The following is a 24,536-nucleotide window of genomic DNA, read 5'->3' as shown; positions in this document are numbered from 1 at the left end:
GATGTCTGATACGACAATACAACGTGTGACGGTGCTCGGGGCCACAGGCTCGATCGGCATGAGCACGCTCGACGTCATCGCCCGCCATCCCGACCGTTTCGAGGCCTTCGCGCTCACCGCGCAGGAGAGCGTCGACCGGATGGCGGAGCTGTGCATCCGTTTTTCGCCGCGTTTCGCGGTGATGGTGAATCCTGCGGCCGCGACGCGCCTGCGCGAACGGCTGCAGGACGCCGGCGTGAAGACCCGTGTGCTCGACGGCGCCGGCGCGCTGATCGACGTCGCGCGCCACGAAGAGGTGGATGCGGTCATGGCCGCGATCGTGGGCGCCGCAGGGCTTGCTCCGACGCTGGCGGCGGCGCGTGCAGGCAAGCGCGTGCTCCTCGCGAACAAGGAGGCGCTGGTTCTATCCGGCGCACTGTTCATGGAAGCGGTTGCCGAGAGTGGTGCGGAGCTGCTGCCGATCGACAGCGAGCATAACGCCGTATTCCAGGCCCTGCCGCACGACTTTCGGCGCAACGCGGACGAACGCGGCATCCGGCGCATTCTGCTCACCGCATCCGGCGGCCCTTTCCGCGAGCGTTCGGCCGAAAGCCTCGCCAGCGTCACGCCGGACGAGGCGTGCGCGCATCCGAACTGGGTCATGGGGCGGAAGATCTCCGTCGATTCGGCGACGATGATGAACAAGGGGCTCGAAGTCATCGAGGCGCACTGGCTGTTCGGCCTGCCGGCGGAGCGCATCGACGTCGTCGTCCATCCGCAGAGCGTGATCCACTCGATGGTCGAATACGCCGACGGTTCGGTCCTGGCGCAGCTCGGGAACCCGGACATGCGCACGCCCATCGCGCACGCCATGGCTTATCCGGACCGTATCGACGCGGGTGTGCGTTCGCTCGACCTGTTCGAAATCGCGCGCCTGACCTTCGAGCGCCCCGACTTCGAGCGTTTTCCCTGCCTGGCGCTCGCCTATCAGGCGCTGCGCGAGGGTGGCGCGGCGGCGGCGGTGCTCAGTGCGGCGAACGAGGAGGCGGTTGCGGCCTTCCTCGATGGGCGTCTCGGTTTCCGCGGGATTGCGGACGTGATTTCGGCGACCCTGGAACGCGCACACGGTTTGTCGGTCGACTCGCTCGACGCAATTATCGAAGCGGATGCGCGGGCGCGTGACGTGGCGTGCACGCAGATCCTCGCCCGCAGCACGAGACGATGAATCTTTTCGAATACCTGATTCCCTTCATCCTGGCCCTCGGGCTCTTGATCCTCGTCCACGAGCTGGGGCACTACCTCGTCGCTCGCTGGTGCGGCGTCAAGGTGCTGCGCTTCTCCATCGGTTTCGGACGTCCGCTCCTGAGCTGGACGGCCGGTGCCGATCGTACGGTGTGGGCGCTCGCTGTCTTCCCGCTCGGCGGTTATGTGAAGATGCTTGACGAGCGCGAGGGGGACGTCGCGCCCGGGGAACTGCATCGCGCCTTCAACCGGCAGAAGGTGGGGAAGCGTTTCGCGATCGTCGCGGCTGGCCCGATCGCGAATTTCCTGCTGGCCGTCGTGCTCTACTGGGGGCTCTTCGCGGTCGGCACCGAGGAGCTGAAGCCGCAGCTCGCTGTGACCGGTCCGGCTACGCCGGCTGCGGTTGCGGGGGTTCGCGACGGCGATCTGGTGCTGGCGGTCGACGACGAGGCGGTGCGGAGCTGGCCCGAATTGCGCTGGGTGCTGTTGCGCCACGCGCTCGACGCCCGCCAGGTCTCACTGCAGGTTCGCACTGCCGAAGGCGTTGAAACCTATCGCTCGCTCGATCTTGCCGGGGTGAAGATCGAGGATGGCGAGCAGGACCTGATCGCCAACATGGGGCTGCGTGCCTGGCGTCCGTTGATCGCGCCCGTGGTCGGGAAAGTCATCGCAGGCGGGGCGGGGGCGCGCAGCGGTTTGCTGCCGGGCGACCGTTTCGTCGAGTTTGACGGCGCAAGACTCGCATCGTGGAGCGAACTCGTCGAACGCGTGCGCCAGCGTCCGGGACAGCCGATCGCAGCGGTGGTGCAGCGCGGCGACGAGCGCATCGAGCTGAAGCTGGTGCCGGACGCCGTCGATGAGCGCGGCACACAGGTCGGAAAGATCGGGGTGGCGGTGGCTGACGCCGGTGTGAGCAGGGAAGCCCTGTTTGCCGTCGTCCGCTACGGGCCGGTCGAGGGACTCGGCAAGGCGCTCGCGCAGACCTGGGAGACCAGCGCGCTGAGTCTCAAGATGATCGGGCGCATGCTCACCGGCGAGATTTCGTGGAGGAACCTGTCGGGGCCGGTCACGATCGCGGATTACGCCGGGCAGTCGGCAAAGCTCGGTCTCGATCATTACCTGAAGTTCATCGCGCTCATCAGCATCAGCCTGGGGGTGCTGAACCTGTTACCCATCCCGGTGCTGGATGGGGGGCATTTACTGTATTATGTGATAGAGATTATCAAGGGCGGTCCCATCCCCGAGCGCATCATGGAGATCGGTCAGCAGATCGGTCTGGTCGCGCTTGCGATGCTGATGGCGTTTGCCTTTTACAACGACATAAACCGTCTCATTTCCGGCTGACTCCCCGATGAAACTGAAGCTCCTGTCCGGGCTCGTAGCGGCCCTTTTTGCCGCTGCCCCGGTATTTGCATTTGATCCGTTCGTCGTTAAGGACATCCGCGTCGAGGGCATCCAGCGTACCGAGGCCGGCACCGTCTTCAATTACCTGCCGGTGCGCGTCGGCGAAACATTCACCGAGGCGCAGGCGGCAGAAGCCATTCGCGGCCTGTTCGCCACCGGCTTCTTCAAGGACGTGCGCATCGAAGCCGAGGACAATGTTCTCGTCGTGCTCGTCGAGGAGCGTCCAGCGATCGCGCAGATCGACTTCGTCGGCGTGAAAGAGTTCGACAAGGATGCGTTGAAGAAGGGCCTGAAGGAAGTCGGCCTCGCCGAGTCGCGGATTTTCGACCGCGCGCTGCTGGAGCGCGCTGAGCAGGAACTCAAGCGGCAATACCTGAGTCGCGGCAAGTACGCTGCCGTGATCGAGACGACCGTGACGCCGCTCGAGCGCAATCGGGTCGGCATCAACTTCAAGGTCGATGAGGGCGATGTCGCGAAAATCCGGCAGATCAGCATTATCGGCTACAAGACCTTCAAGGAGTCGGAGCTGCTGGATCTCTTCCAGCTCACGACGCCGGGCTGGCTGACGTGGTATACGAAGAACGACCAGTATTCGCGCCAGAAGCTGTCCGCTGACCTCGAAACGCTGCGCTCGTACTACCTGAACCGTGGTTACCTCGATTTCAACATCGACTCCACCCAGGTGTCGATCACCCCGGACAAGAAGGACATCTACATCACCCTGAGCATCACCGAGGGTGAGCGTTACTCGGTGTCGGCCGTGCGCTTTGCGGGCGATCTGGTGCTGCCCGAAGAAGAGTACAAGAAGCTCGTCGTGATCAAGCCGGGCGAGATCTTCTCGCGCGAGAAGCTGACCGAGACGACCAAGGCTGTTGCCGACCGGTTGGGCAATGAAGGCTACGCGTTCGCGAACGTGAACGCCGCACCGGAAATCGACAAGGAGAAGCGCGAGGTCGCATTCACGATTTTCGTCGATCCGGGTCGTCGCGTGTATGTCAGGCGCATCAACGTCGGCGGCAACACGAAGACCCGCGACGAGGTCATCCGCCGCGAAATGCGCCAGATGGAAGGCGCATGGTACGACGCCGCGCAGATCAACCGCTCGCGCACGCGGGTCGATCGCCTGGGGCACTTCGAGGAAGTTAACGTCGAGACGCCTGCCGTGACGGGTACGACGGATCAGGTCGATGTGAACTTCAACGTCAAGGAAAGGGCGACCGGCAACCTCTCGCTGGGTGCCGGCTTCTCGAGTTCGGAGAAGGTGGTCCTGTCAGCGTCGGTGTCGCAGCAGAACCTGTTCGGCTCGGGCAACGCGCTGACCCTCGCGCTCAATACCAGCAAGTCGAGCCGTACCTACGCGCTGTCTTTCACCGATCCGTACTACACAATCGACGGCGTGAGCCTGGGTTGGGACCTCTACCACCGCACCTACGACCCGTCGAACACATTGTCCGTCGCGCCCTACAAGACCGTGTCGACCGGTGCCGGTGTGCGCGTCGGCTACCCTATCGGCGAGGACGATTCGATCAATTTCGGTCTCGCGGTGGATCGCACGAAGATCACGACCTTCGCGGACAGCCCGATCCAGTACATTGATTTCTGCAAGGAGCAGGGTTGCAGCAACGATAACGGCGTCGGCAACGTCACAGTCAACAGCCTGCTCGCCTCGGCAGGCTGGGCGCGCGACACGCGCGACAGCGTGATCTATCCGCGCAAGGGCAATTTCCAGCGGGTGTTTGGCGAAGTTGCCGTGCCGCCGGGCGAACTCCAGTACGCGAAGATCAACTACCAGTACCAGCACTGGTTCCCGTTCGGCCGCGACTATGCGCTGATGCTCAACACTGACCTGGGTTGGGCGAAGGGCTACGGCGGCGAGACGCTGCCTTTCTACAAGAATTTCTATGCTGGCGGTATCGGTTCGGTGCGCGGCTTCGAGCAGAGTTCGATTGGTCCCAAGGACAGTCGCGCGGTCCTGAATCCCGATGGCAGCGTACGGCGTGCGGCGACCGGCGATTCGCTCGGCGGCAATCGTCGCCTGATCGGAAACGCCGAATTCTATTTCCCGCTGCCGGGCTCGGGCACCGACCGTTCGTTCCGCATGTCCGCATTCGTCGATGCGGGTACGGTATGGGGATCGGGCGGCGAGGCGAAGTTCAGTGACCTGCGCTACAGTACCGGCCTGGCGTTCTCCTGGAGTTCGCCGATCGGTCCGTTGAAGTTCAGTCTCGGCATCCCGCTCAAGAAGGAAAAGGACGACAATCTGCAGAAGTTCCAGTTCCAGCTTGGCTCGGTCTTCTGATCGACAGTGCGACCCTGATATCTGTTGGAGAGATAAGTGAAAGCAACGACATTGTCCGTTCTCGCCGCTGCGGTTCTGAGCATCGCGGCTCCGACGGCATTCGCCGAGTCGAAGATCGGATTCGTGAATTCGGATCGCGTGATGCGCGAGGCGGCGCCGGCCGTGCGCGCGCAACAGCGCCTGGAGAAAGAGTTCGAGAAACGTGATCAGGAGCTCCAGCGTCTCGGCAAGGAACTGCAGACGACGCAGGAAGATCTCGAGCGCAACGGTGTCACGATGGCTGAAGCCGACCGTCGCACCAAGGAGCGCACGTTCAACGACCTGAACCGCGACTTCCAGCGCAAGCAGCGCGAGTTCCGCGAGGATCTCAACCAGCGCCGCAATGAGGAGCTCGCATCGGTTCTCGATCGTGCCAACCGCGCCGTGAAGCAGATTGCCGAAGCCGAGAAGTTCGACGTGATCCTGCAGGAAGCCGTTTACGCCAGCCCGCGGATCGACGTCACCGACAAGGTGATCAAGGCCCTCGCCGACACGAAGTAAGGCAGGCATCGGGCCACATGTTCAGGCTGGAAGAGCTGGTCGCCCGTCTGGGCGGCGAACTGGTTGGGGATCCGGCTACGGTCGTGGGGCGTGTGGCGACGCTGGATCAGGCGGGCGAGGGCGATCTCGCCTTCCTCGCGAATCCGAAATACCAGTCGCGCCTGCGCGACTGCAGGGCGTCTGCCGTCATCGTCGCACCCGCGGCGCGCGCGCTCAGCGACCGCCCGCTGATCGTCACGAACGATCCGTATGCGTATTTCGCGCGTGTCGCGCAGTTGTTCAACCCGCCCGAGGTGTTCGTGCCGGGCGTGCATCCGACGGCGAGCGTCGCCAGCCCGATCCCGTCTTCGGTGTCGGTCGGGCCCGGTGCCTCGGTCGAGGCCGATGTGATGCTCGGTGAAGGCGTCGTGATCGGCCCGGGCTGCCGCGTCGCACGGGGGGCGAGCATCGGAGCGCGCACGCGCCTGCACGCCAACGTTTCCATTTATGCCGGCTGCGTGCTCGGTGCAGGCTGCATCGTGCATTCGGGGGCCGTGATCGGCTCGGACGGCTTCGGTTTCGCACGCGAGCGCGACGGCAGCTGGATCAAGATTCCGCAGGTCGGACGCGTGGTCGTCGGTGACGACGTCGAGATCGGCGCGAACACGACCATAGACCGCGGCGCGCTGGACGACACCGTCATCGGCAAGGGTGTGAAGCTCGACAACCAGATCCAGATCGGCCACAACGTGCGCGTCGGCGACTACACCGCGATCGCGGGTTGCGTGGGCGTTGCGGGCAGCACGACCATCGGTGCGCGCTGCATGATCGGCGGCCAGGCGGGGATCATCGGCCACCTGAGCATTGCCGACGACGTGGTAGTGTCGGCGGGGACGCTCGTCACGAAGTCGATCATGAAGCCCGGTGTCTATACCGCCAACCTCCCGGTGCAGGGGCACGCCGACTGGGTCAAAAACTTTGCGCATCTGCGCCATCTCGACGCGCTCGTGGATAGAATACGCGCCCTCGAACAACGCCTCGAAGAACACAAGCCTGAGTGAGCTCCATGGACATCAACGAAATTCTCCAATATTTGCCGCATCGCTACCCGTTCCTGCTCGTGGACCGGGTGCTGGAGCTCGAGGAAGGCAAGCGCATCCTTGCGCTGAAGAACGTTACGATGAATGAACCCTTCTTCCCCGGCCACTTCCCGCACCATCCGGTGATGCCGGGCGTGCTGATCGTCGAGGCGATGGCCCAGGCGGCGGCGCTGCTGTCGTTCAAGACGATGGGCATCAAGCCGGACGAGAACTCCGTGGTGTATTTCGCGGGCATCGACAACGTGCGCTTCAAGCGCCCCGTCGTGCCGGGCGACCAGCTCCAGTTCGACGTCGCGATCACCCAGGGCAAGCGCAATATCTACAAGTACAAGGGTGTTGCGCGCGTAGGCGGCGAGATCGCCGCGGAAGCCGAACTGATGTGTGCCCTCAAGACCCTGTCATGATTCACGCGAGCGCCATTGTCCACCCCGGTGCGAAGCTCGGGGAGAACGTTTCAATCGGTCCGTACTCCGTCATCGGCGAGCACGTCGAGATCGGCGACAACACGCGCATCGGCCCGCACGTCGTGGTCGAGGGGCGTACCAGGATCGGGCGCGACAACGAGATCTTCCAGTTCTGTTCGATCGGCGCTGCACCCCAAGACAAGAAGTACGACGAGGAGCCGACGCTGCTCGAGATCGGCGATCGCAACACGATCCGCGAGTTCTGTTCGTTCAACGTCGGCACCAGCCAGGATGCCGGGATCACGCGCATCGGCAGCGACAACTGGATCATGGCCTATGTGCACGTCGCGCATGATTGCCATGTCGGCGACCACACGATCTTCGCGAACAATGCGACGCTCGCGGGCCACGTGCATGTCGGCGACTGGGCGATCCTCGGCGGCTTCACGGGCGTGCATCAGTTCGTGCGTGTCGGCGCGCACAGTTTCTGCGGTGTCGGCACCGTGCTGCTGCAGGACCTGCCGCCCTGCGTCACCGTTGCGGGCAATCCGGCCAAGCCGCATGGCATCAACAGTGAAGGACTGCGCCGTCGCGGCTATTCGGCGGAGGGTATTGCCGCGATCAAGCGTGCGTACCGTGCACTGTATCGCGCGGGGCTGAGCCTCGACGATGCGCGTGCGCGCGTCGCTGAGATCGCCGCCGAGCATCCGGAAGTCACGCCCTTCTCCGAGTTCATCGCTTCGTCGGGGCGCGGTATCGTCCGCTGATGCCATGGCGATCCGCATTGCAATGGTGGCGGGCGAGGCCTCCGGAGACCTGCTCGCGAGTCACCTGATCCGGGCGATCCGGCACCAGATCCCCGATGCGGAATTCTTCGGCATCGGCGGGCCGAAGATGCAGGCCGAGGGCTTCGATGCGCGCTGGCCGTGCGAGCTGCTCGCGGTGCATGGCTATGTCGATGCGCTGAAGCGCTACCGCGAACTTTCGGGGATACGCAGGACGCTGCTGAAGCAGGTGAAGGCCGAGCGGCCCGATGCCTTCATCGGTGTCGACGCGCCCGACTTCAACCTCTGGCTGGAGCGCAAGGTCCGCGGCGCGGGCATGCCGGCAATCCATTTCGTCAGTCCGTCGATCTGGGCGTGGCGTGGCGGGCGGATCAAGGGCATCGCCCGGTCGGTGTCGCACATGCTGTGCCTCTTTCCGTTCGAGCCGGCGTTGTACGAGCGGGCGGGCATCCCGGTCAGCTACGTCGGTCATCCGCTTGCGGACACGTTTCCGCTGCAGCCCGACCGCGAGCACGCGCGCGAGCTGCTCGGCGTGTCGACCAAAGGGCAGGTGATTGCCTTGCTGCCGGGGAGCCGGCAGTCCGAAGTGCGCAATCTGGCGCCGACCTACATCGAAACCGCGAAGATCCTGCTCGAACGGCACCCGGAGGCGTCCTTCGTGGTTCCGCTGGCGACGCGCGAGACGCGCCGGCTCTTCGCCGAGGCGCTGTGCGCCGCGCAGGCGGATGAGTTGCCGATCCGCATGCTGTTCGGACACTCGGTGGAGGCGATGACGGCAGCCGACGTGGTGCTCGTCGCGAGCGGCACGGCGAGCCTCGAAGCGGCGCTGCTGAAGCGCCCGATGGTGATCAGCTACCGCATCGGCAAGTGGCAGTACCGGCTGATGAAGCGCATGGCTTACCTGCCTTGGGTGGGCCTGCCGAACATCCTGTGCAACGAGACCGTCGTTCCCGAGCTGTTGCAGGACGAAGCGACGCCGGCGGCACTTGCGGACGCGCTCGACCGCTGGCTGAGCGATCCGGACGGCTGTGCGCAGCTCGCGCAGCGTTTCGACGCGTTGCACCGGCAACTCCGCCAGAATACGGCGGAGAAGGCGGCCGCGGCGATCCTTCCCTATCTCAACAGGACGCCCGAATGGAATCCATCCCGGCAACCGGCCTGATCTGCGGCGTCGATGAGGCGGGGCGCGGACCCCTCGCGGGTTCGGTGGTCGCTGCGGCGGTGATCCTCGACCCGGCACGGCCCATCGAGGGGCTCAATGACTCGAAGAAACTCAGCGAACGCGCCCGCGATCGGCTCGCGCCGCTGATCCGCGAGCGGGCGCTGGCCTGGGCCGTCGCGGAGGCGACTGTCGAGGAGATCGACCGGCTCAACATCCTGCACGCGACGATGCTGGCGATGCAGCGGGCGGTCGCGGCGCTCGGTCGCGTGCCCGATCTCGTACGCGTGGACGGCAACCGTTGCCCGAAGCTGGACGTCCCGTGCGAGGCGGTCGTGAAGGGCGATGCGACGGTGCCGGCGATCGCCGCGGCATCGATCCTCGCGAAGACGGTGCGTGACGCGCAAATGCTGGAGCTGGATGCGGTTTTTCCGCAGTATGGCTTCGCCGCACACAAGGGCTATCCGACCGCGGCGCATCTCGCGGCTTTGCGGCAGCACGGGGTGATCGACTGCTATCGGCGCAGTTTCGGTCCCGTGCGCACCCTGATCGACAATCCCGAACTCTGGCCTGCGGGGACGCTGCTATGACACTCCGGCATCTGGTGCTCTTTCTTCATCTGGCCAGCGTGATCGTGTGGGTGGGCGGCATGGCCTTCGCTTACCTGTGCCTGCGTCCCGCAGCGACGGCACTTCCGCCGTCCCAGCGCCTGCCCTTGTGGGTCGGGGTGTTCGAGCGCTTCTTTCCGATGGTGTGGGTGGCCGTCGTGCTGCTCCCGGTCACCGGCATCGGCAGGCTGGTCGAGGTCGGCTTCGGCCATGCGCCGCGCGCCTGGCATCTGATGATGCTGACCGGTCTCGTGATGATCGCCGTGTTCCTGTCGATCTGGTTCGGGCCATGGCGGCGCCTGCGGGCCGCCGTCGCACGCGAGGAGTGGGCGGCGGGAGCGGTGGCGCTGAACCAGATCCGGCAGCGCGTCGGCTTCAACATCGTGCTCGGCGCGGTGACGGTCGCAATTGCGACGCTGGGGCTGGGCGTCTGAGGCCCGCGGTTTGAAAGCGATCACGTCCCGTGACAATCCCAATGTGAAGCGTCTGCATGCGCTCGCGAGCTCGTCGCGCGAGCGGCGCAGCAGCGCGCTGACTTTGCTGGACGGCGCGCATCTCGTGCAGGCGGCGCTGGACGCGGGGTGGCCGCTGCGCGAGATCGTGGTGAGCGCGCTGGGGCTGGAGCGGCCGGAGATCCGCGGGATCGCCGAGCGTTGCCACGCCCTGCCGGTTCTGCAGTTGACCGATCCGCTGTTCGCGTACGTGAGCCCGGTCGATTCTCCGTCGGGCATTCTGGCCGTCATCGACATCCCGCCTTCGCCGATGCCCAGGGGGCTGTGCGATTCCCTCCTCGTGCTCGACGGGGTGCAGGACGCCGGAAATCTCGGCACCATCCTGCGCACTGCCGCCGCGGCGGGGCTGAAGGAGGTGCTGCTCACGCCCGGCTGTGCGCAGGCGTGGTCGCCGCGCGTGCTGCGCGCGGGAATGGGCGGACACTTCTGCCTGAACATCCATGAGCATGTGCAGGTTGGCGAGGTGCTGCGCGGCTATCCGGGGCAGATCCTCGCGACGGGCCTCGGGGCTGGTGCGCGTCCGCTCTACGATTGCGACCTGCACGGGCCGGTCGCGTGGTTGTTCGGGGCGGAAGGGCAGGGGCTGTCGGCCGAGGTCGCGGCGCTGGCGAGCGGACTGGTGGTGATCCCGATGCCGGGGGCGGTCGAGTCGCTGAATGTCGGGGCGGCTGCGGCGATCTGCCTGTTCGAGCAGGTGCGCCAGCAGTGCGCTGCGGCACTCGGCTCGTAACGGCAACCAGCGACCGTTCGGGCTGAGCCCTTAGACTTCGCTCAGGACAGGCCTGTCGAAGCCCTGGCAGTGTCCTTCGACTAGCTCAGGGCGAACGGACTTGTTTGACGACGTTTGACCGGGATCGACGGGTTCAATCCGGCAAACGCAGCGCGGCGGCGGCACTCGCCGGATTGCCGTCAGGCACGTGCGGGACGACCCCGAGCAGCGCTGCCGGAATCCTCGCCTGCAGTGCCGCGAGGTTTTCATCGAAGCGCAGCATCGCGGGATCGACACGGTTCGCGATCCAGCCGGCGAGGCGCAAGCCGCGCGCCGCGAGAGCCTCGACCGTGAGGAGGGCGTGATTGATGCAGCCCAGGCGCATGCCGACGACGAGGATCACGGGCAGCGCGAAGTCCACGGCAAGGTCGGCGGTGTCGTAGCGCTCGTCGAGCGGGACACGGAAGCCGCCGACGCCTTCGACGATGACGACGTCGGCGCGTACGGCGAGTTCCTCGAATGCGCGCAGGATGCGCGCGGGCTCGATCCGGATGCGTTCTTCGGCAGCGGCTATATGTGGGGCGATCGGGCTCGCGAGGCAGTAGGGGTTCAGCAGGCGCAGGCCGGGATCGAAGCTGCCGGCGGCGCGGATCCGGGCGGCGTCTTCGTTGACGCGTTCGCCATCGACGAGCTCGGCACCCGCGGCGATCGGCTTCATTCCGACCACGCTGTGGCCGGCAGCGCGCGCGGCGTGGAGCAGGGCGCAGGTGACGAAGGTTTTGCCGATTTCGGTGTCGGTGCCGGTGAGGAACCAGGCGCGGCGATCAGTCATGGTGAGTCGTCTCCGGTTTCCTGAGTGCGAGCAGGATGAGGTCGTAGGTCGCGGGCAGCAGTCCGTCGGGGCGGCGGTGGGCTTCGTAAGCGTCTTGCAGTGTGCGCCATGCGGCGCGGCCGAGGGGTTTGCGGCGCCGCTCTTCGCCGACGCTGTGCGCGCCGATGGCCTTGATGTCGCGCAGCAGGCCGCGCAGGTCGGACGCAAGCGCCCAGGCGGGATCGAGATCCTTTGCGACGAGAGAGAGGCCTGCTTCTTCGGCGGCCGCGATCCATGCGGCTGCGGGGTGGAAGCGGATCACGTGGCTCGCCTCGTCAACACGTGCAAAGGCCTCGCGCAGTTCCCACAGGGTTGCGGGGCCGAGGGTCGCGATCCAGGCGACGCCGCCGGGGCGCAGGGCACGGGCGATCTGCGCGAGTGCGAGTGCCGGGTCGCACCATTGCAGCGCGAGGCTGGACCAGACGGCGTCAAGGCTTTCGTCCGCGAGCGGAAGCGCCTCGAGGTCGGCGCACAGTAGGGAGACCGTGGCGACCGGGTAGTTCTGGCGCAGGCGCGCGAGCATGGCCGGCGCGAAGTCGAGCGCGACGATGTGAGCGTCCGGATGGGCGTGGGTGATGAGATCCAGCCCGAAGCCCGTGCCGCAGCCGGCGTCGAGGATGCGGGAAACGGACCCGGACGGGGGCGTTGCGGCCGCAAGGGCGGCGAGGCGATGGCACACTTCGCGCTGGACGGCGGCGGCGCGGTCGTAGCTGTCGGCGGCCTGGTCGAAGGCCTTGCGCACCTGCTGCTTGTGGCGGTGGCGCTCAGTCATCGAGGTCTTCCGCGATGAGCGCGGCACAGTCCTGCGGACGGGACAGGAAGGGCGCGTGGCCGCAGTCGTCGAGGCGCGTGAGCCGTGCGTCGGGCAGTTGCTGCGCGAGCCATTGCGCTGCTGCGAGCGGCATCAGTGCGTCGCCCGCGCCGTGGATCAGCCGCGTGGGCTGCCGAATCTCGGGCACGAGGGCGCGGAGGTCGGTGTTCGCGAGGAGTTCCAGCCCGCAGGAGAGACCGGGGGCCCGGCCCGGCCCGGCATCGGTGAGGGCGGCGGCGAGGCTCGCGGCGACGGCGCGCCGGTGTGTGTCGCCGAGCGACTGCAGGGCGATGAACTTCTTCTGCGTGCCCGCAGGATCGGTTGCGAAGCTTGCGTTGAAGGCGGCGACCGTCGCCGCGTCGAGGCCGTGGGGCCACGGGGCGTCGCCGCTGCGGGCGACGAAGCAGGGGGTGGCGCCGATGAGGATCAGGCGGGCGACCCGTTCGGGATGGCGGCGGGCAAGGTCGAGCGCGATCAGGCTGCCGATCGACCAGCCGCACAGCACGGCACGCTCGGGCAGGGCGGGGAGCAGCGCGTCGCTCCATGCCGCAAGATCGGCGGAGGGGGCCGGGAGGGCTTCGTCGTGGCCGGGCAGGGCGGGAGCGAGGGTGACGACGTGTGACGGCAGGGCTTCGCGCAGGCCGGACCAGACGCTCGGGCTCAGGCCCCAGCCGTGCAGGAGGACCAGCGGCTGGGCGCTCAAGCGGTGCGCTCCAGGTCGTTCAGCGCGGTGACGAGGCGCTCGACGTCCTGATGCGTGTGGGCGGCGGTCAGCGAGATGCGTAGGCGTGCGCTGCCTTGCGGGACGGTGGGCGGGCGGATCGCCGGAACCCACAGGCCGGCGTCCCACAGTGCGCGGGCGGCGGCGACCGCTTCGGCATTGTCGCCGATCACGACCGGCTGGATCGGGGTGCACGAGGGCATCAGCTGCCAGCGCCGCAGTTGCAATCCCGTGCGGAGATGTTCGATCAGGGTCGCGAGGTGCACCCGGCGCGCGTCGCCGTGCTCGATGAGGTCGAGGCTCTTCAGCAGGGCCGTCGCTAGGGCGGGCGGCGCACCGGTCGTGAAGATGTAGGTGCGGGTCTTCTGCATGAGCCATTCGACGACGTCGGCCTGGCCGGCGACGAAGGCGCCGGAGACGCCGGCGGCCTTGCCGAGGGTGCCGATGTAGAGAAGGCGCCACGAGGCGAGGCCCGCTTCACGCAGCGCGCCGCGGCCCTCCGGTCCGAGCACGCCGAAGCCGTGCGCGTCGTCGACCATCAGCCAGGCGTCGAAGCGCTCGGCCAGTGTGAGCAGTCCGGCGAGCGGGGCGAGGTCGCCGTCCATGCTGAACACGGAGTCGGTGACGATCAGCTTGCGCTTGGCCGTGCTCGCGGCGAGGGCGCGTTCGAGGGCGATGAGGTCGGCGTGTGGGTAGCGGTGCAGGTCGGCACGCGAGAGCAGGGCGCCGTCGACGAGGGAGGCATGGTTGAGGCGGTCGGCGAAGATCGCATCGCCGCGGCCGACGAGGGCGGGGATCACGCCGGAATTGGCCATGAAGCCGGTCGACAGATAGAGCGCGCGTTCGCAGCCGACGAAGGCAGCGAGCCGGCGTTCGAGTTCGTCGTGCACGGTGTAGTGGCCGCTGACCAGATGCGAGGCGCCCGAGCCGCTGCCCCAGCGGTCGGCGCCGGCCTTGAGCGCTTCGGCGAGCTCGGGCTCGGCGGCGAGGCCGAGATAGTCGTTGCTGCAGAAGGCGAGCATGTCGCGACCGTCGACGCGCGCGTGCGGGCCGCAGGGGGTGTCGAGGCTGCGGCGCACGCGGCGCAGGGATTGGGCGTCGAGTTGGGCCAGGTCGGCTTTCAGCGAATCGAGCAGCATGGGCGGTCAGGAGAGGGCTTCGGCGAGTGCGGCGGCGGCCCCGGCGACGAGGTGGGCGATGTGGCTGTCGTCCAGCACATAGGGAGGCATGAAATACACGGTGTTGCCGATGGGGCGCAGCAGGACACCGTTTTCGAGCGCGGCGGAGAAGAAGCGGCGCGAGAAGTCGGGTTGCGCGCTGGCGACGTCGAACGCGAGGATCATGCCGCGCTGGCGGAAGTGTGTGACGGCGGGGTGCTCGGCGAAACGCTCGCGGGCCGCATCGCCGAGGCGCTGCGCGAGGCCACGGTTGGCGGCGAGGACGCCGTCCTGCGCGAAGATGTCGAGCGTCGCGAGCGCGGCGCGGCAGGCGAGCGGGTTGCCGGTGTAGGAGTGCGAATGCAGGAAGCCGCGGGTCGTCGCGTCGTCGTAGAAGGCGGCGTAGATGGTGTCGGTGGCGAGCACCAGCGAGAGGGGCAGGTAGCCGCCCGAGATGCCTTTCGACAGGCAGATGAAGTCGGGCCAGATGCCGGCCTGCTCGCACGCGAAGAAGGTGCCGGTGCGGCCGCAGCCGACGGCGATCTCGTCGGCGACGAGGTGCACCTCGTAGCGGTCGCACAGCGCGCGTGCGAGGCGCAGGTATTCGGGGTCGTACATGACCATGCCGGAGGCGCCCTGCACGAGCGGTTCGACGATCAGTGCGGCGGTTTCGGCGTGGTGTTCGGTGAGGTGCGCTTCGAGCGCGGCCGCCGCGCGACGGGCGACGTCGGCCGCCGATTCGCCGGGTTCGGCAACGCGGGCGTCCGGTGTCGGCACGATGCTGCCGGCGCGCACGAGCGGGGCGTAGGCGTCGCGGAAGATGGCGACGTCGGTGACGGCGAGCGCGCCGACCGTCTCGCCGTGGTAGCTGCCGGCGAGGCTGACGAAGCGGGACTTTTCCGGCCGGCCGACGTTGCGCCAGTAGTGGGCGCTCATCTTCAGCGCGATCTCGGTCGCGGAGGCGCCGTCCGAGGCGTAGAAGGCGTGGCCGAGGCGGTGGCCGGTGAGGGCGGCGAGGCGCTCGGAGAGCTGGACCACCGGTTCGTGCGTGAAGCCGGCGAGCATCACATGTTCGAGGCGTTCAAGCTGGTCGCGCAGGGCGGCGTTGATGCGCGGGTTGCAGTGGCCGAAGAGGTTCACCCACCAGGAGCTGATGCCGTCGAGCAGGCGCCGTCCGTCCGCGTCGATCAGCCACGGCCCCTCGCCGCGCACGATGGGCACCAGCGGCAGATTTTCGTGCTGCTTCATCTGCGTGCAGGGGTGCCAGACGGACTTGAGGGATCGGTCGAGCAGGGAGCGGGCGTGCATCGGCGGTTCCAGCGTGGGGAACCGCTAAATGTCGCGTAAGCGGCGTTTCCTGTCAAACCCGGTCCGGCCTCGGCGGCGCGATTTGCTAACATGTGGCATCCCCAACCCGAAGAACCCATCCCATGATTTTCGTGATCTCCCCGGCCAAGGCGCTCGACTATGAAACGCCGCCGGTGACCGATGTGCATACGCAGCCCGACTACCTCGCCGATGCGGCCGAACTGATCGCCGTGATGCGCGAGAAGACGCCCGCCGAGGTTTCGGCGCTGATGGATATCTCGGATCAGCTCGCGACGCTCAACGTTGCGCGCTACGAGACCTGGGCGCCGCCGTTCTCGTTCGCCAACGCGAAGCAGGCGGTGCTGGCGTTCAACGGCGACGTTTATGACGGACTCGACGCGAAGACCCTGGGGCCGGCGGAGCTCGAATGGGCGCAGCGGCATCTGCGCATCCTGTCCGGGCTGTACGGCCTGTTGCGGCCGCTGGACCTGATGCAGGCGTATCGCCTGGAGATGGGGTCGCGGCTGGCGAATCCGCGCGGGAAGAACCTGTATGCCTTCTGGGGCGACAAGCTGACCGCGGCGCTGAACGGCCTGCTCGCGCAGGAACGCGAGGCGGGGGCGGTGCCGGTGCTGGTCAATCTGGCTTCCGAGGAATACTTCAAATCGGTGATGCCGGCGAAGTTGTCGGCGCCGGTCGTGACGCCGGTGTTCGAGGACTGGAAGGGCGGGCGCTACAAGATCATCAGCTTCTACGCGAAGCGTGCGCGCGGCCTGATGTGCCGCTACGCGATCCGCAAGCGCGTCGAGGACGTCGAGGGGCTGAAGGGGTTCGACATGGACGGCTACGCGTTCGCCCCGGAGGCGTCGGACAAGGACACGCTGGTGTTCCGCCGGCGCGTCGAGTGAGGGGCGGGACATGAGGATCAGCCACAGCTTCGACTCGGGGGCGATCGAGGTCCTGAGCCTGGACGACCCGGAGAACATCCGCCTGCGCCTGCGGGCGGACAATGCGGCGGAGTTTCGCCAATGGTTCCATTTTCGCGTCCAGGGGGCGGCGGGGCGGAGTTTGCGCATGGTGTTCGAGAATGCCGCGGAGGCGGCGTACCCGGACGGATGGCCGGAATACCGCTGCGTCGCGTCCTACGATCGGCGCAACTGGTTCCGCGTCGCGGCGACGCGCTACGAGGATGGCCAACTGGTCGTCGAGCATGCGCCGGCGCACGACAGCGTGTATTACGCGTATTTCGAGCCGTATTCCTACGAGCGCCACCTCGATCTCGTCGGCTGGGCGGAGACTTCGCCCTTCGCGCATGTGGATAGCGTCGGATCGACGGTCGAAGGGCGCGAGCTCGACCGCATCGTCGTGGGGCGGGAGACACCGGCACACCGGCCGGTGTGGGTCCTCGCGCGCCAGCATCCGGGCGAGACGATGGCCGAGTGGTTCATCGAAGGCCTGCTGGAGCGCCTGCTGGACGCGGCGGACCCGGTCGCGCGCCGGATCCGCGAAAAGGCGGTGCTCTACATCGTGCCGAACATGAATCCGGACGGGGCGATCCACGGCAACTTGCGCACGAATGCGGCGGGGCGCAACCTGAACCGCGAATGGCGCACGCCCGACGAGCAGGCGAGTCCCGAGGTCTTCCACGTACGGAACGCGATGGAGGCGACCGGCTGCGATCTCTTCCTCGACATCCACGGCGACGAGGCGCTGCCCTACGTGTTCTTTTCGACCGCGGAAGAGGTGCCGGGCTTCACTGCCGAGGCGGCCGCGCGGCAGGCACGGATGGTGGCGGCCTTGTCGGCGGCAAGCCCGGACTTCCAGACAGATCATGGCTACAAGCCGGGGCGTTTCGGCGAGGAGCTGCTCACGCTGGCGAGCAAATGGGTGGCGCACCGCTTCGGCTGCGTGTCGCTGACGCTGGAGATGCCGTTCAAGGACAACGCGAACATGCCCGACGGGCACGCGGGGTGGAGCAGTGCGCGCAGCAAGCGCTTGGGGGCGGCGATGCTGAACGCGATCCTCGCGCACCTGGAAGGTGGTTGATGCGGGATGCCGCAGAGTGAGCGGCTATGCGGGAGCGGTCATGTGGGAGCGGCTTCAGCCGCGAATCGGCGCTATCGCAGCTTGCACGGCCCATTCGCGGCTGAAGCCGCTCCTACGGGGATGTACTACGCGAAGAGGTTGAGCAGACCGTCCAGGCCGACGTGGTCGAGGCGGCAGTCTGCCGCCTTGCGCAGCACCGGTTTGGCGCGGAACGCGAGGCCGAAGCCAGCTTCGGTGAGCATGGGGAGGTCGTTCGCGCCGTCGCCGGCGGCGATGACCTGCTCCGGGCGCAGGCCGAGGCGTTCGCGGGCTGCGCGCAGGTGGGCCGCTTTCGCCGCGCCATCCACGACGGGACCGCTGACACGCCCGGTGAGCTTGCCGTCGATCACTTCGAGCTGGTTGGCGTAGGCTTCGTCGAAGCCCAGCCGCGCCTTGAGGCGTTCGGTGAAGTAGGTGAAGCCGCCGGACACGAGCACGGTGTGGATGCCGGCCGACTTGAGTCCGCGCATCAGGCGCTCGGCGCCGGGATTGAGCTGCAGGCGCTGTTCGTAGACGTCGGCCAGCGCCGATTCCGGCAGGCCCGCGAGCAGGCTCACGCGGCGCGTGAGCGACTCGGTGAAGTCGATCTCGCCGCGCATCGCGGCCTCGGTGATCGCTGCGACTTCGGGCTTGAGGCCCTGCATGTCGGCGATCTCGTCGATGCACTCGATGTTGATCAGCGTCGAGTCCATGTCGGTGACGAAGAGGCCGAAATCGGCGAGCCGACGCCCGGGTTCGACCCAGGCCCAGTCGAGCGCGGCGGTGGCGCACACCGCTTCGATCTCGCCGTTTTCATGCGCGCCGACGAGGCGGAAGGCCTGCGGGGTGATCTGTTCGATGGCGCTGGCGCCGGTGAGCTTGGCGACGGTTTTCAGGGCGACCGAATCGACGTCCTCGCCCTGCACGACTAGATTCATTCGGCGCGGCTCCGGCGTTGCAGTGCGTCGCGCAGGACGGCGTGGGCCTTGCGGATCGTGTCGGCGGTGTCGTCCCAGCCGACGCAGGCGTCGGTGACCGAACAACCGTACTTGAGCTGCGACAGATCGGCGGGAATCTGCTGGTTGCCGGCTTCGATGAAGCTTTCGATCATGAGGCCGACGACCGATTGGTTGCCTTCGCGGACCTGGTGGATCACGTCCTTCATGACCAGCGGCTGCAGCTCGGGCTTCTTCCACGAGTTGGCGTGGGAGCAGTCGACGACGATGTTCCGCGGCAGCTTGGCCTTCGCGAGCGCCTGTTCGGCGAGCGAGATCGAGACGGTGTCGTAGTTCGGGCGGCCGCCGCCGCCGCGCAGCACGACATGGCCGTAACGGTTGCCGCGGGTGCGCAGGATGGCCGACTGGCCCTGCCCGTTGATGCCGAGGAAGCTGTGCGGATGCGAGGCGGAGACGATGGCGTTGATTGCGACGTCGAGGTCGCCATCGGTCGCGTTCTTGAAACCGACGGGGGTCGACAGGCCAGAGGACATCTCGCGGTGGGTCTGCGATTCGGAGGTGCGGGCACCGATCGCGGTCCACGAGATCAGGTCGCCATAGTACTGCGGGGCGATCGGGTCGAGCGCCTCGGTACCGGCGGGCAGGCCGATCTCGTTCACGTCCATGAGGAAGCGGCGCGCCTTCTCCATGCCTTCGTCGATGCGGAAGGAGTCGTCCATGTACGGATCGTTGATGTAGCCCTTCCAGCCGGTGGAGGTGCGCGGCTTCTCGAAATACACGCGCATCACGAGCAGCATGGTCTCGGAGACTTCGTCGGCGAGCGCCTTCAGGCGGCGGGCGTAGTCGACACCGGCGACCGGGTCGTGGATCGAGCACGGGCCGACGACCACGAACAGGCGCTTGTCCTTGCGGTCGAGAATGTCGTTGAGTGCCCGGCGACCGGCCAGAACCGTCTCGGCGGCTTTTTCGGTCAGCGGGACGCGCGCCTTGATCTCCTCCGGCGAGGGCATGTGATCAAGGGCGACGATGTTGAGGTTATCCGTATTGGCGACAGGCATGGCGCGCTCCGCAGTGCAGCAAAGAGAAAGATTGTAACCCGAAGCACGGACGCTCCGGGGCGGGGGAGCGCGCCCGCCGTGTCAGGCGAGCGTGGCGGGAGCCTGTGTCGTGAGCGCCTGTTTGCGGGCGGTTGCGGCGCCGAGCAGGGCGAAGCCGAGCAGGGTGCCGTCGGCTGCGAGGAACTGCGCCTCGATGCCTCCCCCGAGGCTCCCTTCGCCGTCCGGCGCGGGCAGGATGTGCCAGCGACCTTCGGCATTCGCGGCCGGGGGGCAGACGACGGTCGGGCATGCGGGGGTCTTCACGACGACGGGCATCGCAGGGTAGGCGACCGGCGTCGGCTTGCCGGCCAGCGTCGCGGCGAGTGCGCGCGCCTGGTGCATGATGGGCATCACGAAGGGTAGCACCAGGCCTTCGACTTCGGCGCAGTCGCCGATGGCGTGGATGTGCGCGTCGGATGTGGCGAGCTGGCGGTCGACGCGGATGCCGCGATTCACGCTCAGGCCGGCAGCGCCGGCGAGCACGGTGCGCGGGCGCAGGCCGACCGCCGAGAGCACGAGGTCGGCGTCGAGGATGCTGCCGTCGTCGAGCGTGACGCGCCAGGCGTTGCCGTCGCGCTCGACGGAGGTGGCGGAGACCTTCATGCGGAACGTGACCCCGGCCGCTTCCAGCTGCTGGCGGAACCACGACGCCGCGGCTTCGGGTAACAGGCGGCCGAGCGGCCATGCGGCGATATCGATGACGGTCGGGGCAATGCCGCGGGCGAGCATGTCGTTGGCGAATTCGCAGCCGATCAGGCCACCGCCGAGGACGACGACGCGCTTCGCGCCGTCGAGCTGCGCGGCGAAGCGGGCGAAATCGTCGAGATCGTTCACGGAGAGGATGTCGGACGCGCCGTCGCCGGCGATGGGCAGGCGGATCGGGTCTGCGCCGATGGCGAGGACCAGGTCGCGGTAGGCGATGCGTTCTCCGCTCGTCAGCACCGCGATGCGGTTTGCCGGGTCGATGGACGCGATCTCGACCTGCGGACGGATCGTCGCCAGTACTTCGCCCGCCATCTTGTCGGCGGATTTCATGACGAGGCTCTGCGCCGTCCGGTTGCCCGACAGCGCGTTCGACAGCATGGGCTTGGAATAGAAGCCGGCCGCGTCACGGCTCAGGATCATCAGCGGGGCGTCGCGGTCGAGCTTGCGGAATTCGCGCGCGAGGTTGTATCCGGCAAGGCCGCTGCCGGCGATGACGATGGGCTGGGTCATGAAAGCGATCTCATCCTTGATTTTGATTGTTCGGGAGCGCCGACGGCGGGAGGGGGCCTGCCTCCACCCCGTACGACATTGGGGTCGGGGGTGGATCGGGGCGGGGCAGGCTTAGGGGGGCGGCGAGCAGAGACCGCAGCTGCGGTCCCTGGCCGGGTCAGATGGCGACCATCTCGAAGTCGGCCTTGGCGACGCCGCAGTCGGGACAGGCCCAGTCGGCGGGGATGTCGTCCCAGCGCGTGCCGGGGGCGATGCCTTCTTCGGGGAGGCCGGCTGCTTCATCGTAGATGAACCCGCAAACGATGCACTGATAGGTTTTCATGATCTTCGTTCCTCTGCGTAGGGGTTGTCGGGGGCGGACGGTTCAGGCGGAAATCCGGTCAAGCACCTGTTGGTAGTGGTTGGCGTGGCGTTCTTCGACCTTGGCCAGCGCGGCGAAGCGCTTGGCGGCCTTTTCGAGCACGGCCCTGAACTGTTCCGCATGTTCCTTCGATTCGGCGATCTGTTCGTCGATCTCCTGCACGGCAGCCTCGTTGCCTTCGGCAACGGCGACATGGCGGAAGTTCGGGTACATCTCGGTGTATTCGTAGGTTTCCCCTTCGATCGCGAACTGCAGCGCACGCGCCGGGGTCATCCTTTCCCTGGGGAAGAGCAGGTCGAGGTGGCCGAAGGCGTGCATCACTTCCTGGTCGGCGGTCGCCTCGAAGGCCTTCGCGGTTTCCTCGTCGCCCATCTCGCGGCAAAGCTTGGCGAAGTAGCGGTACTTGATGTGCGCCATCGATTCGCCGGCGAAGGCGGATTCGAGGTTCTTGATCGTGAGCGACTCGGGGTTGTGGAAGGGGCTGGCCATCGTTTCTCTCCTTGCGTCGTTGATGTTGCGATGAGTGAATGCTACGCGCCGGCTGTTGATTGTAAAAATTGAACGTTATTATTTAATGAATAGGTAGGAGCTATTCAGTGGAGGTTTCGTGGAGACTCCCTTCGTTCCGAACCCGAGGAAATGCAAGGATTTGTATTTGCAGAAATGTTTGTGCGCCCGATGACGTCAACGAGGCATGAGCTTCCCGCGATGCAGGTCCCGATCGGGGAATGGGATTCCGTATTCATTGACGAGGAGATAGCTGATGATCAAGGCATTTACCCTGAGCGCCGTCGCTCTGACTGTCCTGCTGTCGGCCTGTGGCCGGAACGAAACTCCGGCCCCGGCGGCCCCGGCGGCCCCGCCCGCACCGGCGACAAGTCCCGCCCCGGCCGCGCCGGCGACCGAGGCTCCGGCGAATGCAGCACCGTCCGCTGCCGTTGCTGCCGCGGGTGGCAACGCGTCGGGGAGCAGCACCTACAACAAGGTGTGCGTGCTCTGCCATGCGGCAGGCGTGGGTGGCGCTCCGAAGCCCGGCGACAAGGCCGATTGGGGGCCGAGGATCGGGCAGGGCAAGGATGTGCTGTACAAGCACGCGCTGGAAGGCTTCACGGGGCAGAAAGGCATGATGCCGCCGCGCGGCGGCAGTCCGGCGCTGAAGGACGATGAGGTCAAGGCTGCCGTCGATTTCATGGTTTCGAAATCGGAGTGAAGCCGGCGGCGTGAGTGGCGGGGACCGGCGGCCCCCATGCGTCCGCCTGGTCCGCTCAGCCGAGCCCGAGGCTCGGGTCGGCGAGGAGGGCGTGAATCAGGAGGGAAATGTTCTCGGCCGGCGCGAGCTCGGGCCGGGTCAAGGGGTCGGGCCGGGCTTGCCCGTTGCCGTCGTGCAGGTGGTTGGGGAAGGTCGCCAGTTCGCGGTGCAGCGGCGCCGTGTCGATGCCGAGTTCCAGGTCTCCGCAGGTCCACCTCAGCGAGTAGGCGTCATTGGCCGCATAGCGCACCGTCAGCGTCACGCCGTTGTCGAGGTGGACGATGAGTGCGTCCTGCTTGTGTTCGATCGGACGCGGTAGGTGCTCGCCGAAGTTGCGGTCGACATGATCGGCGAGTTCGATGTGCAGGCTCATGTCCGTCGGGCCTCGCTAAGGCATTCGGCCATCATCGCGCGCACGGTTTCGCGCGTATCGGCCAGGATGCGGGCACTGAGATAGTGCTCGTACGAAGGGTGCTCCGGGATCGCGCCGTTGTAGATCCGCTCCAGCAGCTCGATCTCGTCGGCTGCGCCGCTGGCCTTGAGGATCGCGTCCCGGTTCTCGCGCAGCTCGAAAATCAGCCGTGACAGTTGTTCGAGCTGTTGCGCGTCGTCGAACTCGAAGTCGTCGTAGAAACTAGCCATGATCGTCGCTCACATCTTGCTGTCGTGGAGGGCTCCGCCGTCCAACACGGCCATGTCGGGGGTGATGGAGTCGAAGGCGAGGGCCTTGCCGCCGTGTGCCTGGGCGAATTTCTCGGCATCCGCCTGCTGCGCGAAGGAGCCTATCGTCGGCCCCATCGAGCCGTGGCGCGAGCTGCCGAGCACGTACCAGGCGGTCTTCGCGTCGATCCATGCGCCGCGCGGCTGGTCCCAGTCCGCCTTGCCCATGTCCTGCACGAAGAGCGCCTTCACCGGACGCACCTGCTCGGGCTTCAGGTAGATGCTGAACATTTCGACCGTGTCGCAGAAGAACTCGGGCTCCGGGCGGTCGGCGTAGAAGATCTGTGCCTTCGGACCGGGGTAGTCGGAGAGCAGCATGCCGTCGAGCGAGCAGGCGGTGCTCTGGTCGATCTCGACCGCGGCGAGCTTCTTGCCGCCGTCGCCGCCGCCGGGGCTGCAGGCGGCGAGGAGGCCGGCTGCGAGGGCGGCGAGCAGGGGCGTTCGGAAGGGCAGGATGGGAAAAATCATTTGCGGAATCTCCATGCGGCAACGCCCAGGGGCGCTGCGATCCACGCGGCCATCACGAGGCCGAGTAGCCAGGGTTCGGCCAGCGCGCGGGGGAATACGGTCGCGAGTCCGTACAGCGTGCGGACGTCGTCGAGGGTGAAGATGTTGAGGATGCGGAAAACGTCGGCGGGATTCAGGAGCAGCAGGTAGGGGAAGATTTCACCACCGTACTTGCCGCCGGTGACGACCAGCGCGCCGAGCAGCAGCAGGTCGAACACCAGCACGAAGAAGAACCACAGCGCGATTGCCATGCCCGACGCGCGGGTGCGGTCCGCAGCGAAGGTCGAGACCATCACTGCGAGGCTGAGGAAGGCCAGGCCCAGCAGCACCGAGCTCAGCATGAAGCCGAAGAAGTGGAAGAGTGCGGTGAGGGTCAGCTGCGACGCGAGCACGACGGCGACGAGGCCGAAGCCGGCGATGGTCGAGAAGGCAAGCGCGCCGGCGAGGCCGAGGTACTTGCCGAGCAGCAGCTCGAAGCGCGTGATCGGCATCGACAGCAGTAGGTCGAGCGAGCCGCGTTCGCGCTCTCCGACGATGGCGTCGAAGCCGAGCACCAGCGCGATCAGCGGGACGAGGTAGATCACGAGCGAGACGAGGCTGGCGATCGTGAACTCGATCGAGCGGAAGCCCACGGTGCCCTGCTGCGCGCCGCCGAAGTAGGCGATGACGAGCGCGAAGACGGTGAACACGAGCGCGACCGCGAGCACCCAGCGGTTGCGGATGCGGTCCCAGAATTCCTTGCCGGCGAGGGTGGCGATCTGACGGATTTCCATGTGCGT

General features: G+C 66.8%; 28 protein-coding genes. 14 read left to right on the top strand and 14 right to left on the bottom strand.

All coding sequences use genetic code 11. The features are described from left to right. Position 1 precedes the first annotated feature (1 nt). Genes ispC through F464_RS0122005 form a run of 11 tightly spaced genes read left to right on the top strand, consistent with a single transcriptional unit; the run spans position 2 to position 10,741 of the window. The gene (ispC, locus tag F464_RS0122055) at positions 2-1,204 is read left to right on the top strand and encodes a 1-deoxy-D-xylulose-5-phosphate reductoisomerase (protein WP_026296223.1); all 1,203 of its coding nucleotides are present in this window, start codon (positions 2-4) and stop codon (positions 1,202-1,204) included. Further along, positions 1,201-2,565: an RIP metalloprotease RseP gene (gene rseP / locus F464_RS0122050; RefSeq protein WP_018992031.1), complete on the top strand. Its 1,365-nt coding sequence runs from the start codon at positions 1,201-1,203 to the stop codon at positions 2,563-2,565. The genes ispC and rseP overlap by 4 nt, the downstream gene beginning before the upstream one ends. A 7-nt stretch (positions 2,566-2,572) precedes the next feature. Beyond that, on the top strand, positions 2,573-4,924 hold the full coding sequence (gene bamA, locus F464_RS0122045) for an outer membrane protein assembly factor BamA (RefSeq protein ID WP_018992030.1): 2,352 nt from the start codon (positions 2,573-2,575) through the stop codon (positions 4,922-4,924). 36 nt (positions 4,925-4,960) lie between these two features. Next, on the top strand, positions 4,961-5,464 hold the full coding sequence (locus tag F464_RS0122040) for an OmpH family outer membrane protein (protein WP_026296222.1): 504 nt from the start codon (positions 4,961-4,963) through the stop codon (positions 5,462-5,464). A 17-nt stretch (positions 5,465-5,481) separates the two neighbouring features. Then, the gene (gene lpxD, locus F464_RS0122035; RefSeq protein ID WP_018992028.1) at positions 5,482-6,504 is read left to right on the top strand and encodes a UDP-3-O-(3-hydroxymyristoyl)glucosamine N-acyltransferase; all 1,023 of its coding nucleotides are present in this window, start codon (positions 5,482-5,484) and stop codon (positions 6,502-6,504) included. A 5-nt stretch (positions 6,505-6,509) separates the two neighbouring features. Beyond that, the gene (gene fabZ, locus F464_RS0122030) at positions 6,510-6,947 is read left to right on the top strand and encodes a 3-hydroxyacyl-ACP dehydratase FabZ (RefSeq protein WP_018992027.1); all 438 of its coding nucleotides are present in this window, start codon (positions 6,510-6,512) and stop codon (positions 6,945-6,947) included. Next, positions 6,944-7,714 carry an acyl-ACP--UDP-N-acetylglucosamine O-acyltransferase gene (lpxA, locus tag F464_RS0122025; RefSeq protein WP_018992026.1) on the top strand — a complete coding sequence of 257 codons (771 nt, stop codon included), beginning with the start codon at positions 6,944-6,946 and terminating at the stop codon, positions 7,712-7,714. The genes fabZ and lpxA overlap by 4 nt, the downstream gene beginning before the upstream one ends. Before the next feature lie 4 nt (positions 7,715-7,718). Beyond that, positions 7,719-8,894, top strand: a complete 1,176-nt coding sequence (lpxB, locus tag F464_RS0122020) for a lipid-A-disaccharide synthase (RefSeq protein WP_018992025.1) — start codon at positions 7,719-7,721, stop codon at positions 8,892-8,894. Further along, the gene (gene rnhB / locus F464_RS0122015; protein ID WP_018992024.1) at positions 8,867-9,481 is read left to right on the top strand and encodes a ribonuclease HII; all 615 of its coding nucleotides are present in this window, start codon (positions 8,867-8,869) and stop codon (positions 9,479-9,481) included. Before lpxB ends, rnhB begins: the two co-directional genes overlap by 28 nt. Continuing rightward, on the top strand, positions 9,478-9,933 hold the full coding sequence (locus F464_RS0122010) for a CopD family protein (RefSeq protein WP_018992023.1): 456 nt from the start codon (positions 9,478-9,480) through the stop codon (positions 9,931-9,933). Before rnhB ends, F464_RS0122010 begins: the two co-directional genes overlap by 4 nt. 10 nt (positions 9,934-9,943) lie before the next feature. After that, the gene (locus F464_RS0122005) at positions 9,944-10,741 is read left to right on the top strand and encodes a TrmH family RNA methyltransferase (RefSeq protein ID WP_018992022.1); all 798 of its coding nucleotides are present in this window, start codon (positions 9,944-9,946) and stop codon (positions 10,739-10,741) included. Positions 10,742-10,874: 133 nt separating this feature from the next. Here F464_RS0122005 and bioD read toward each other — a convergent pair whose 3' ends face one another. Genes bioD through bioA form a run of 5 tightly spaced genes read right to left on the bottom strand, consistent with a single transcriptional unit; the run spans position 10,875 to position 15,588 of the window. Then, the gene (gene bioD / locus F464_RS0122000) at positions 10,875-11,552 is read right to left on the bottom strand and encodes a dethiobiotin synthase (RefSeq protein WP_018992021.1); all 678 of its coding nucleotides are present in this window, start codon (positions 11,550-11,552) and stop codon (positions 10,875-10,877) included. Further along, entirely contained in the window at positions 11,545-12,363 is an 819-nt protein-coding gene (gene bioC, locus F464_RS0121995; protein WP_018992020.1) for a malonyl-ACP O-methyltransferase BioC, read from the bottom strand. The genes bioD and bioC overlap by 8 nt, the downstream gene beginning before the upstream one ends. After that, positions 12,356-13,105 (bottom strand): alpha/beta fold hydrolase, encoded by a 750-nt coding sequence (locus F464_RS0121990; RefSeq protein ID WP_018992019.1) that lies wholly within the window; start codon positions 13,103-13,105, stop codon positions 12,356-12,358. Before F464_RS0121990 ends, bioC begins: the two co-directional genes overlap by 8 nt. Then, positions 13,102-14,262 carry an 8-amino-7-oxononanoate synthase gene (gene bioF, locus F464_RS0121985; RefSeq protein ID WP_018992018.1) on the bottom strand — a complete coding sequence of 387 codons (1,161 nt, stop codon included), beginning with the start codon at positions 14,260-14,262 and terminating at the stop codon, positions 13,102-13,104. Before bioF ends, F464_RS0121990 begins: the two co-directional genes overlap by 4 nt. A 6-nt stretch (positions 14,263-14,268) precedes the next feature. Further along, positions 14,269-15,588, bottom strand: a complete 1,320-nt coding sequence (gene bioA, locus F464_RS0121980; RefSeq protein WP_018992017.1) for an adenosylmethionine--8-amino-7-oxononanoate transaminase — start codon at positions 15,586-15,588, stop codon at positions 14,269-14,271. A gap of 122 nt (positions 15,589-15,710) precedes the next feature. On the opposite strand from bioA, the gene yaaA reads away from it, so the two are divergent. Both yaaA and F464_RS0121970 read left to right on the top strand, forming a co-directional pair. After that, the gene (gene yaaA, locus F464_RS0121975; protein ID WP_018992016.1) at positions 15,711-16,496 is read left to right on the top strand and encodes a peroxide stress protein YaaA; all 786 of its coding nucleotides are present in this window, start codon (positions 15,711-15,713) and stop codon (positions 16,494-16,496) included. Between the two features lie 10 nt (positions 16,497-16,506). Continuing rightward, positions 16,507-17,634 (top strand): M14 family metallopeptidase, encoded by a 1,128-nt coding sequence (locus F464_RS0121970; RefSeq protein ID WP_018992015.1) that lies wholly within the window; start codon positions 16,507-16,509, stop codon positions 17,632-17,634. Between the two features lie 125 nt (positions 17,635-17,759). On the opposite strand, the gene serB is transcribed toward F464_RS0121970, so the two are convergent. The 5 genes from serB to F464_RS0121945 form a co-directional block, all read right to left on the bottom strand. Beyond that, positions 17,760-18,590: a phosphoserine phosphatase SerB gene (gene serB / locus F464_RS0121965; protein ID WP_018992014.1), complete on the bottom strand. Its 831-nt coding sequence runs from the start codon at positions 18,588-18,590 to the stop codon at positions 17,760-17,762. Then, positions 18,587-19,666, bottom strand: a complete 1,080-nt coding sequence (locus F464_RS0121960; protein WP_018992013.1) for a 3-deoxy-7-phosphoheptulonate synthase — start codon at positions 19,664-19,666, stop codon at positions 18,587-18,589. The genes serB and F464_RS0121960 overlap by 4 nt, the downstream gene beginning before the upstream one ends. 81 nt (positions 19,667-19,747) lie before the next feature. Then, positions 19,748-20,920 (bottom strand): NAD(P)/FAD-dependent oxidoreductase, encoded by a 1,173-nt coding sequence (locus F464_RS0121955; RefSeq protein ID WP_018992012.1) that lies wholly within the window; start codon positions 20,918-20,920, stop codon positions 19,748-19,750. Positions 20,921-21,077: 157 nt separating this feature from the next. Further along, positions 21,078-21,242: a rubredoxin gene (locus tag F464_RS0121950; RefSeq protein WP_018992011.1), complete on the bottom strand. Its 165-nt coding sequence runs from the start codon at positions 21,240-21,242 to the stop codon at positions 21,078-21,080. Between the two features lie 42 nt (positions 21,243-21,284). Then, complete coding sequence (locus tag F464_RS0121945) at positions 21,285-21,770, bottom strand: rubrerythrin family protein (protein WP_018992010.1); 486 nt, start codon at positions 21,768-21,770, stop codon at positions 21,285-21,287. A 274-nt stretch (positions 21,771-22,044) separates the two neighbouring features. Here F464_RS0121945 and F464_RS0121940 point away from each other — a divergent pair, with 274 nt between their 5' ends. Next, entirely contained in the window at positions 22,045-22,491 is a 447-nt protein-coding gene (locus tag F464_RS0121940; protein ID WP_018992009.1) for a c-type cytochrome, read from the top strand. Positions 22,492-22,546: 55 nt separating this feature from the next. On the opposite strand, the gene F464_RS0121935 is transcribed toward F464_RS0121940, so the two are convergent. From F464_RS0121935 to F464_RS0121920, 4 genes are read right to left on the bottom strand one after another with little or no spacing between them, the layout of a single operon-like run. After that, entirely contained in the window at positions 22,547-22,903 is a 357-nt protein-coding gene (locus tag F464_RS0121935) for a toxin-antitoxin system TumE family protein (protein WP_018992008.1), read from the bottom strand. Then, positions 22,900-23,172, bottom strand: coding sequence for a hypothetical protein (locus F464_RS0121930; protein WP_018992007.1), 273 nt, complete (start codon positions 23,170-23,172; stop codon positions 22,900-22,902). The genes F464_RS0121935 and F464_RS0121930 overlap by 4 nt, the downstream gene beginning before the upstream one ends. Before the next feature lie 9 nt (positions 23,173-23,181). After that, positions 23,182-23,718, bottom strand: coding sequence for a nitrous oxide reductase accessory protein NosL (locus F464_RS0121925; RefSeq protein ID WP_018992006.1), 537 nt, complete (start codon positions 23,716-23,718; stop codon positions 23,182-23,184). Continuing rightward, complete coding sequence (locus tag F464_RS0121920; RefSeq protein ID WP_018992005.1) at positions 23,715-24,530, bottom strand: ABC transporter permease; 816 nt, start codon at positions 24,528-24,530, stop codon at positions 23,715-23,717. Before F464_RS0121920 ends, F464_RS0121925 begins: the two co-directional genes overlap by 4 nt. Positions 24,531-24,536 lie beyond the last annotated feature (6 nt).

It is taken from the genome of Aromatoleum toluclasticum ATCC 700605, from assembly GCF_000378245.1.
Lineage (GTDB): Bacteria > Pseudomonadota > Gammaproteobacteria > Burkholderiales > Rhodocyclaceae > Aromatoleum > Aromatoleum toluclasticum.
The sequence above is the reverse complement of the archived record's forward strand: the minus strand, read 5'-3'. Positions and strand labels throughout refer to the sequence as shown.

Coding starts and splice junctions, on each gene's coding strand:
- ispC (WP_026296223.1), top strand. CDS start 2: ATGTCTGATACGACAATACAACGTGTGACGGTGCTCGGGGCCACAGGC.
- rseP (WP_018992031.1), top strand. CDS start 1,201: ATGAATCTTTTCGAATACCTGATTCCCTTCATCCTGGCCCTCGGGCTC.
- bamA (WP_018992030.1), top strand. CDS start 2,573: ATGAAACTGAAGCTCCTGTCCGGGCTCGTAGCGGCCCTTTTTGCCGCT.
- lpxD (WP_018992028.1), top strand. CDS start 5,482: ATGTTCAGGCTGGAAGAGCTGGTCGCCCGTCTGGGCGGCGAACTGGTT.
- fabZ (WP_018992027.1), top strand. CDS start 6,510: ATGGACATCAACGAAATTCTCCAATATTTGCCGCATCGCTACCCGTTC.
- lpxA (WP_018992026.1), top strand. CDS start 6,944: ATGATTCACGCGAGCGCCATTGTCCACCCCGGTGCGAAGCTCGGGGAG.
- lpxB (WP_018992025.1), top strand. CDS start 7,719: ATGGCGATCCGCATTGCAATGGTGGCGGGCGAGGCCTCCGGAGACCTG.
- rnhB (WP_018992024.1), top strand. CDS start 8,867: ATGGAATCCATCCCGGCAACCGGCCTGATCTGCGGCGTCGATGAGGCG.
- F464_RS0122010 (WP_018992023.1), top strand. CDS start 9,478: ATGACACTCCGGCATCTGGTGCTCTTTCTTCATCTGGCCAGCGTGATC.
- bioD (WP_018992021.1), bottom strand. CDS start 11,552: ATGACTGATCGCCGCGCCTGGTTCCTCACCGGCACCGACACCGAAATC.
- bioC (WP_018992020.1), bottom strand. CDS start 12,363: ATGACTGAGCGCCACCGCCACAAGCAGCAGGTGCGCAAGGCCTTCGAC.
- bioF (WP_018992018.1), bottom strand. CDS start 14,262: ATGCTGCTCGATTCGCTGAAAGCCGACCTGGCCCAACTCGACGCCCAA.
- bioA (WP_018992017.1), bottom strand. CDS start 15,588: ATGCACGCCCGCTCCCTGCTCGACCGATCCCTCAAGTCCGTCTGGCAC.
- yaaA (WP_018992016.1), top strand. CDS start 15,711: ATGATTTTCGTGATCTCCCCGGCCAAGGCGCTCGACTATGAAACGCCG.
- F464_RS0121970 (WP_018992015.1), top strand. CDS start 16,507: ATGAGGATCAGCCACAGCTTCGACTCGGGGGCGATCGAGGTCCTGAGC.
- serB (WP_018992014.1), bottom strand. CDS start 18,590: ATGAATCTAGTCGTGCAGGGCGAGGACGTCGATTCGGTCGCCCTGAAA.
- F464_RS0121960 (WP_018992013.1), bottom strand. CDS start 19,666: ATGCCTGTCGCCAATACGGATAACCTCAACATCGTCGCCCTTGATCAC.
- F464_RS0121955 (WP_018992012.1), bottom strand. CDS start 20,920: ATGACCCAGCCCATCGTCATCGCCGGCAGCGGCCTTGCCGGATACAAC.
- F464_RS0121950 (WP_018992011.1), bottom strand. CDS start 21,242: ATGAAAACCTATCAGTGCATCGTTTGCGGGTTCATCTACGATGAAGCA.
- F464_RS0121945 (WP_018992010.1), bottom strand. CDS start 21,770: ATGGCCAGCCCCTTCCACAACCCCGAGTCGCTCACGATCAAGAACCTC.
- F464_RS0121940 (WP_018992009.1), top strand. CDS start 22,045: ATGATCAAGGCATTTACCCTGAGCGCCGTCGCTCTGACTGTCCTGCTG.
- F464_RS0121935 (WP_018992008.1), bottom strand. CDS start 22,903: ATGAGCCTGCACATCGAACTCGCCGATCATGTCGACCGCAACTTCGGC.
- F464_RS0121930 (WP_018992007.1), bottom strand. CDS start 23,172: ATGGCTAGTTTCTACGACGACTTCGAGTTCGACGACGCGCAACAGCTC.
- F464_RS0121925 (WP_018992006.1), bottom strand. CDS start 23,718: ATGATTTTTCCCATCCTGCCCTTCCGAACGCCCCTGCTCGCCGCCCTC.
- F464_RS0121920 (WP_018992005.1), bottom strand. CDS start 24,530: ATGGAAATCCGTCAGATCGCCACCCTCGCCGGCAAGGAATTCTGGGAC.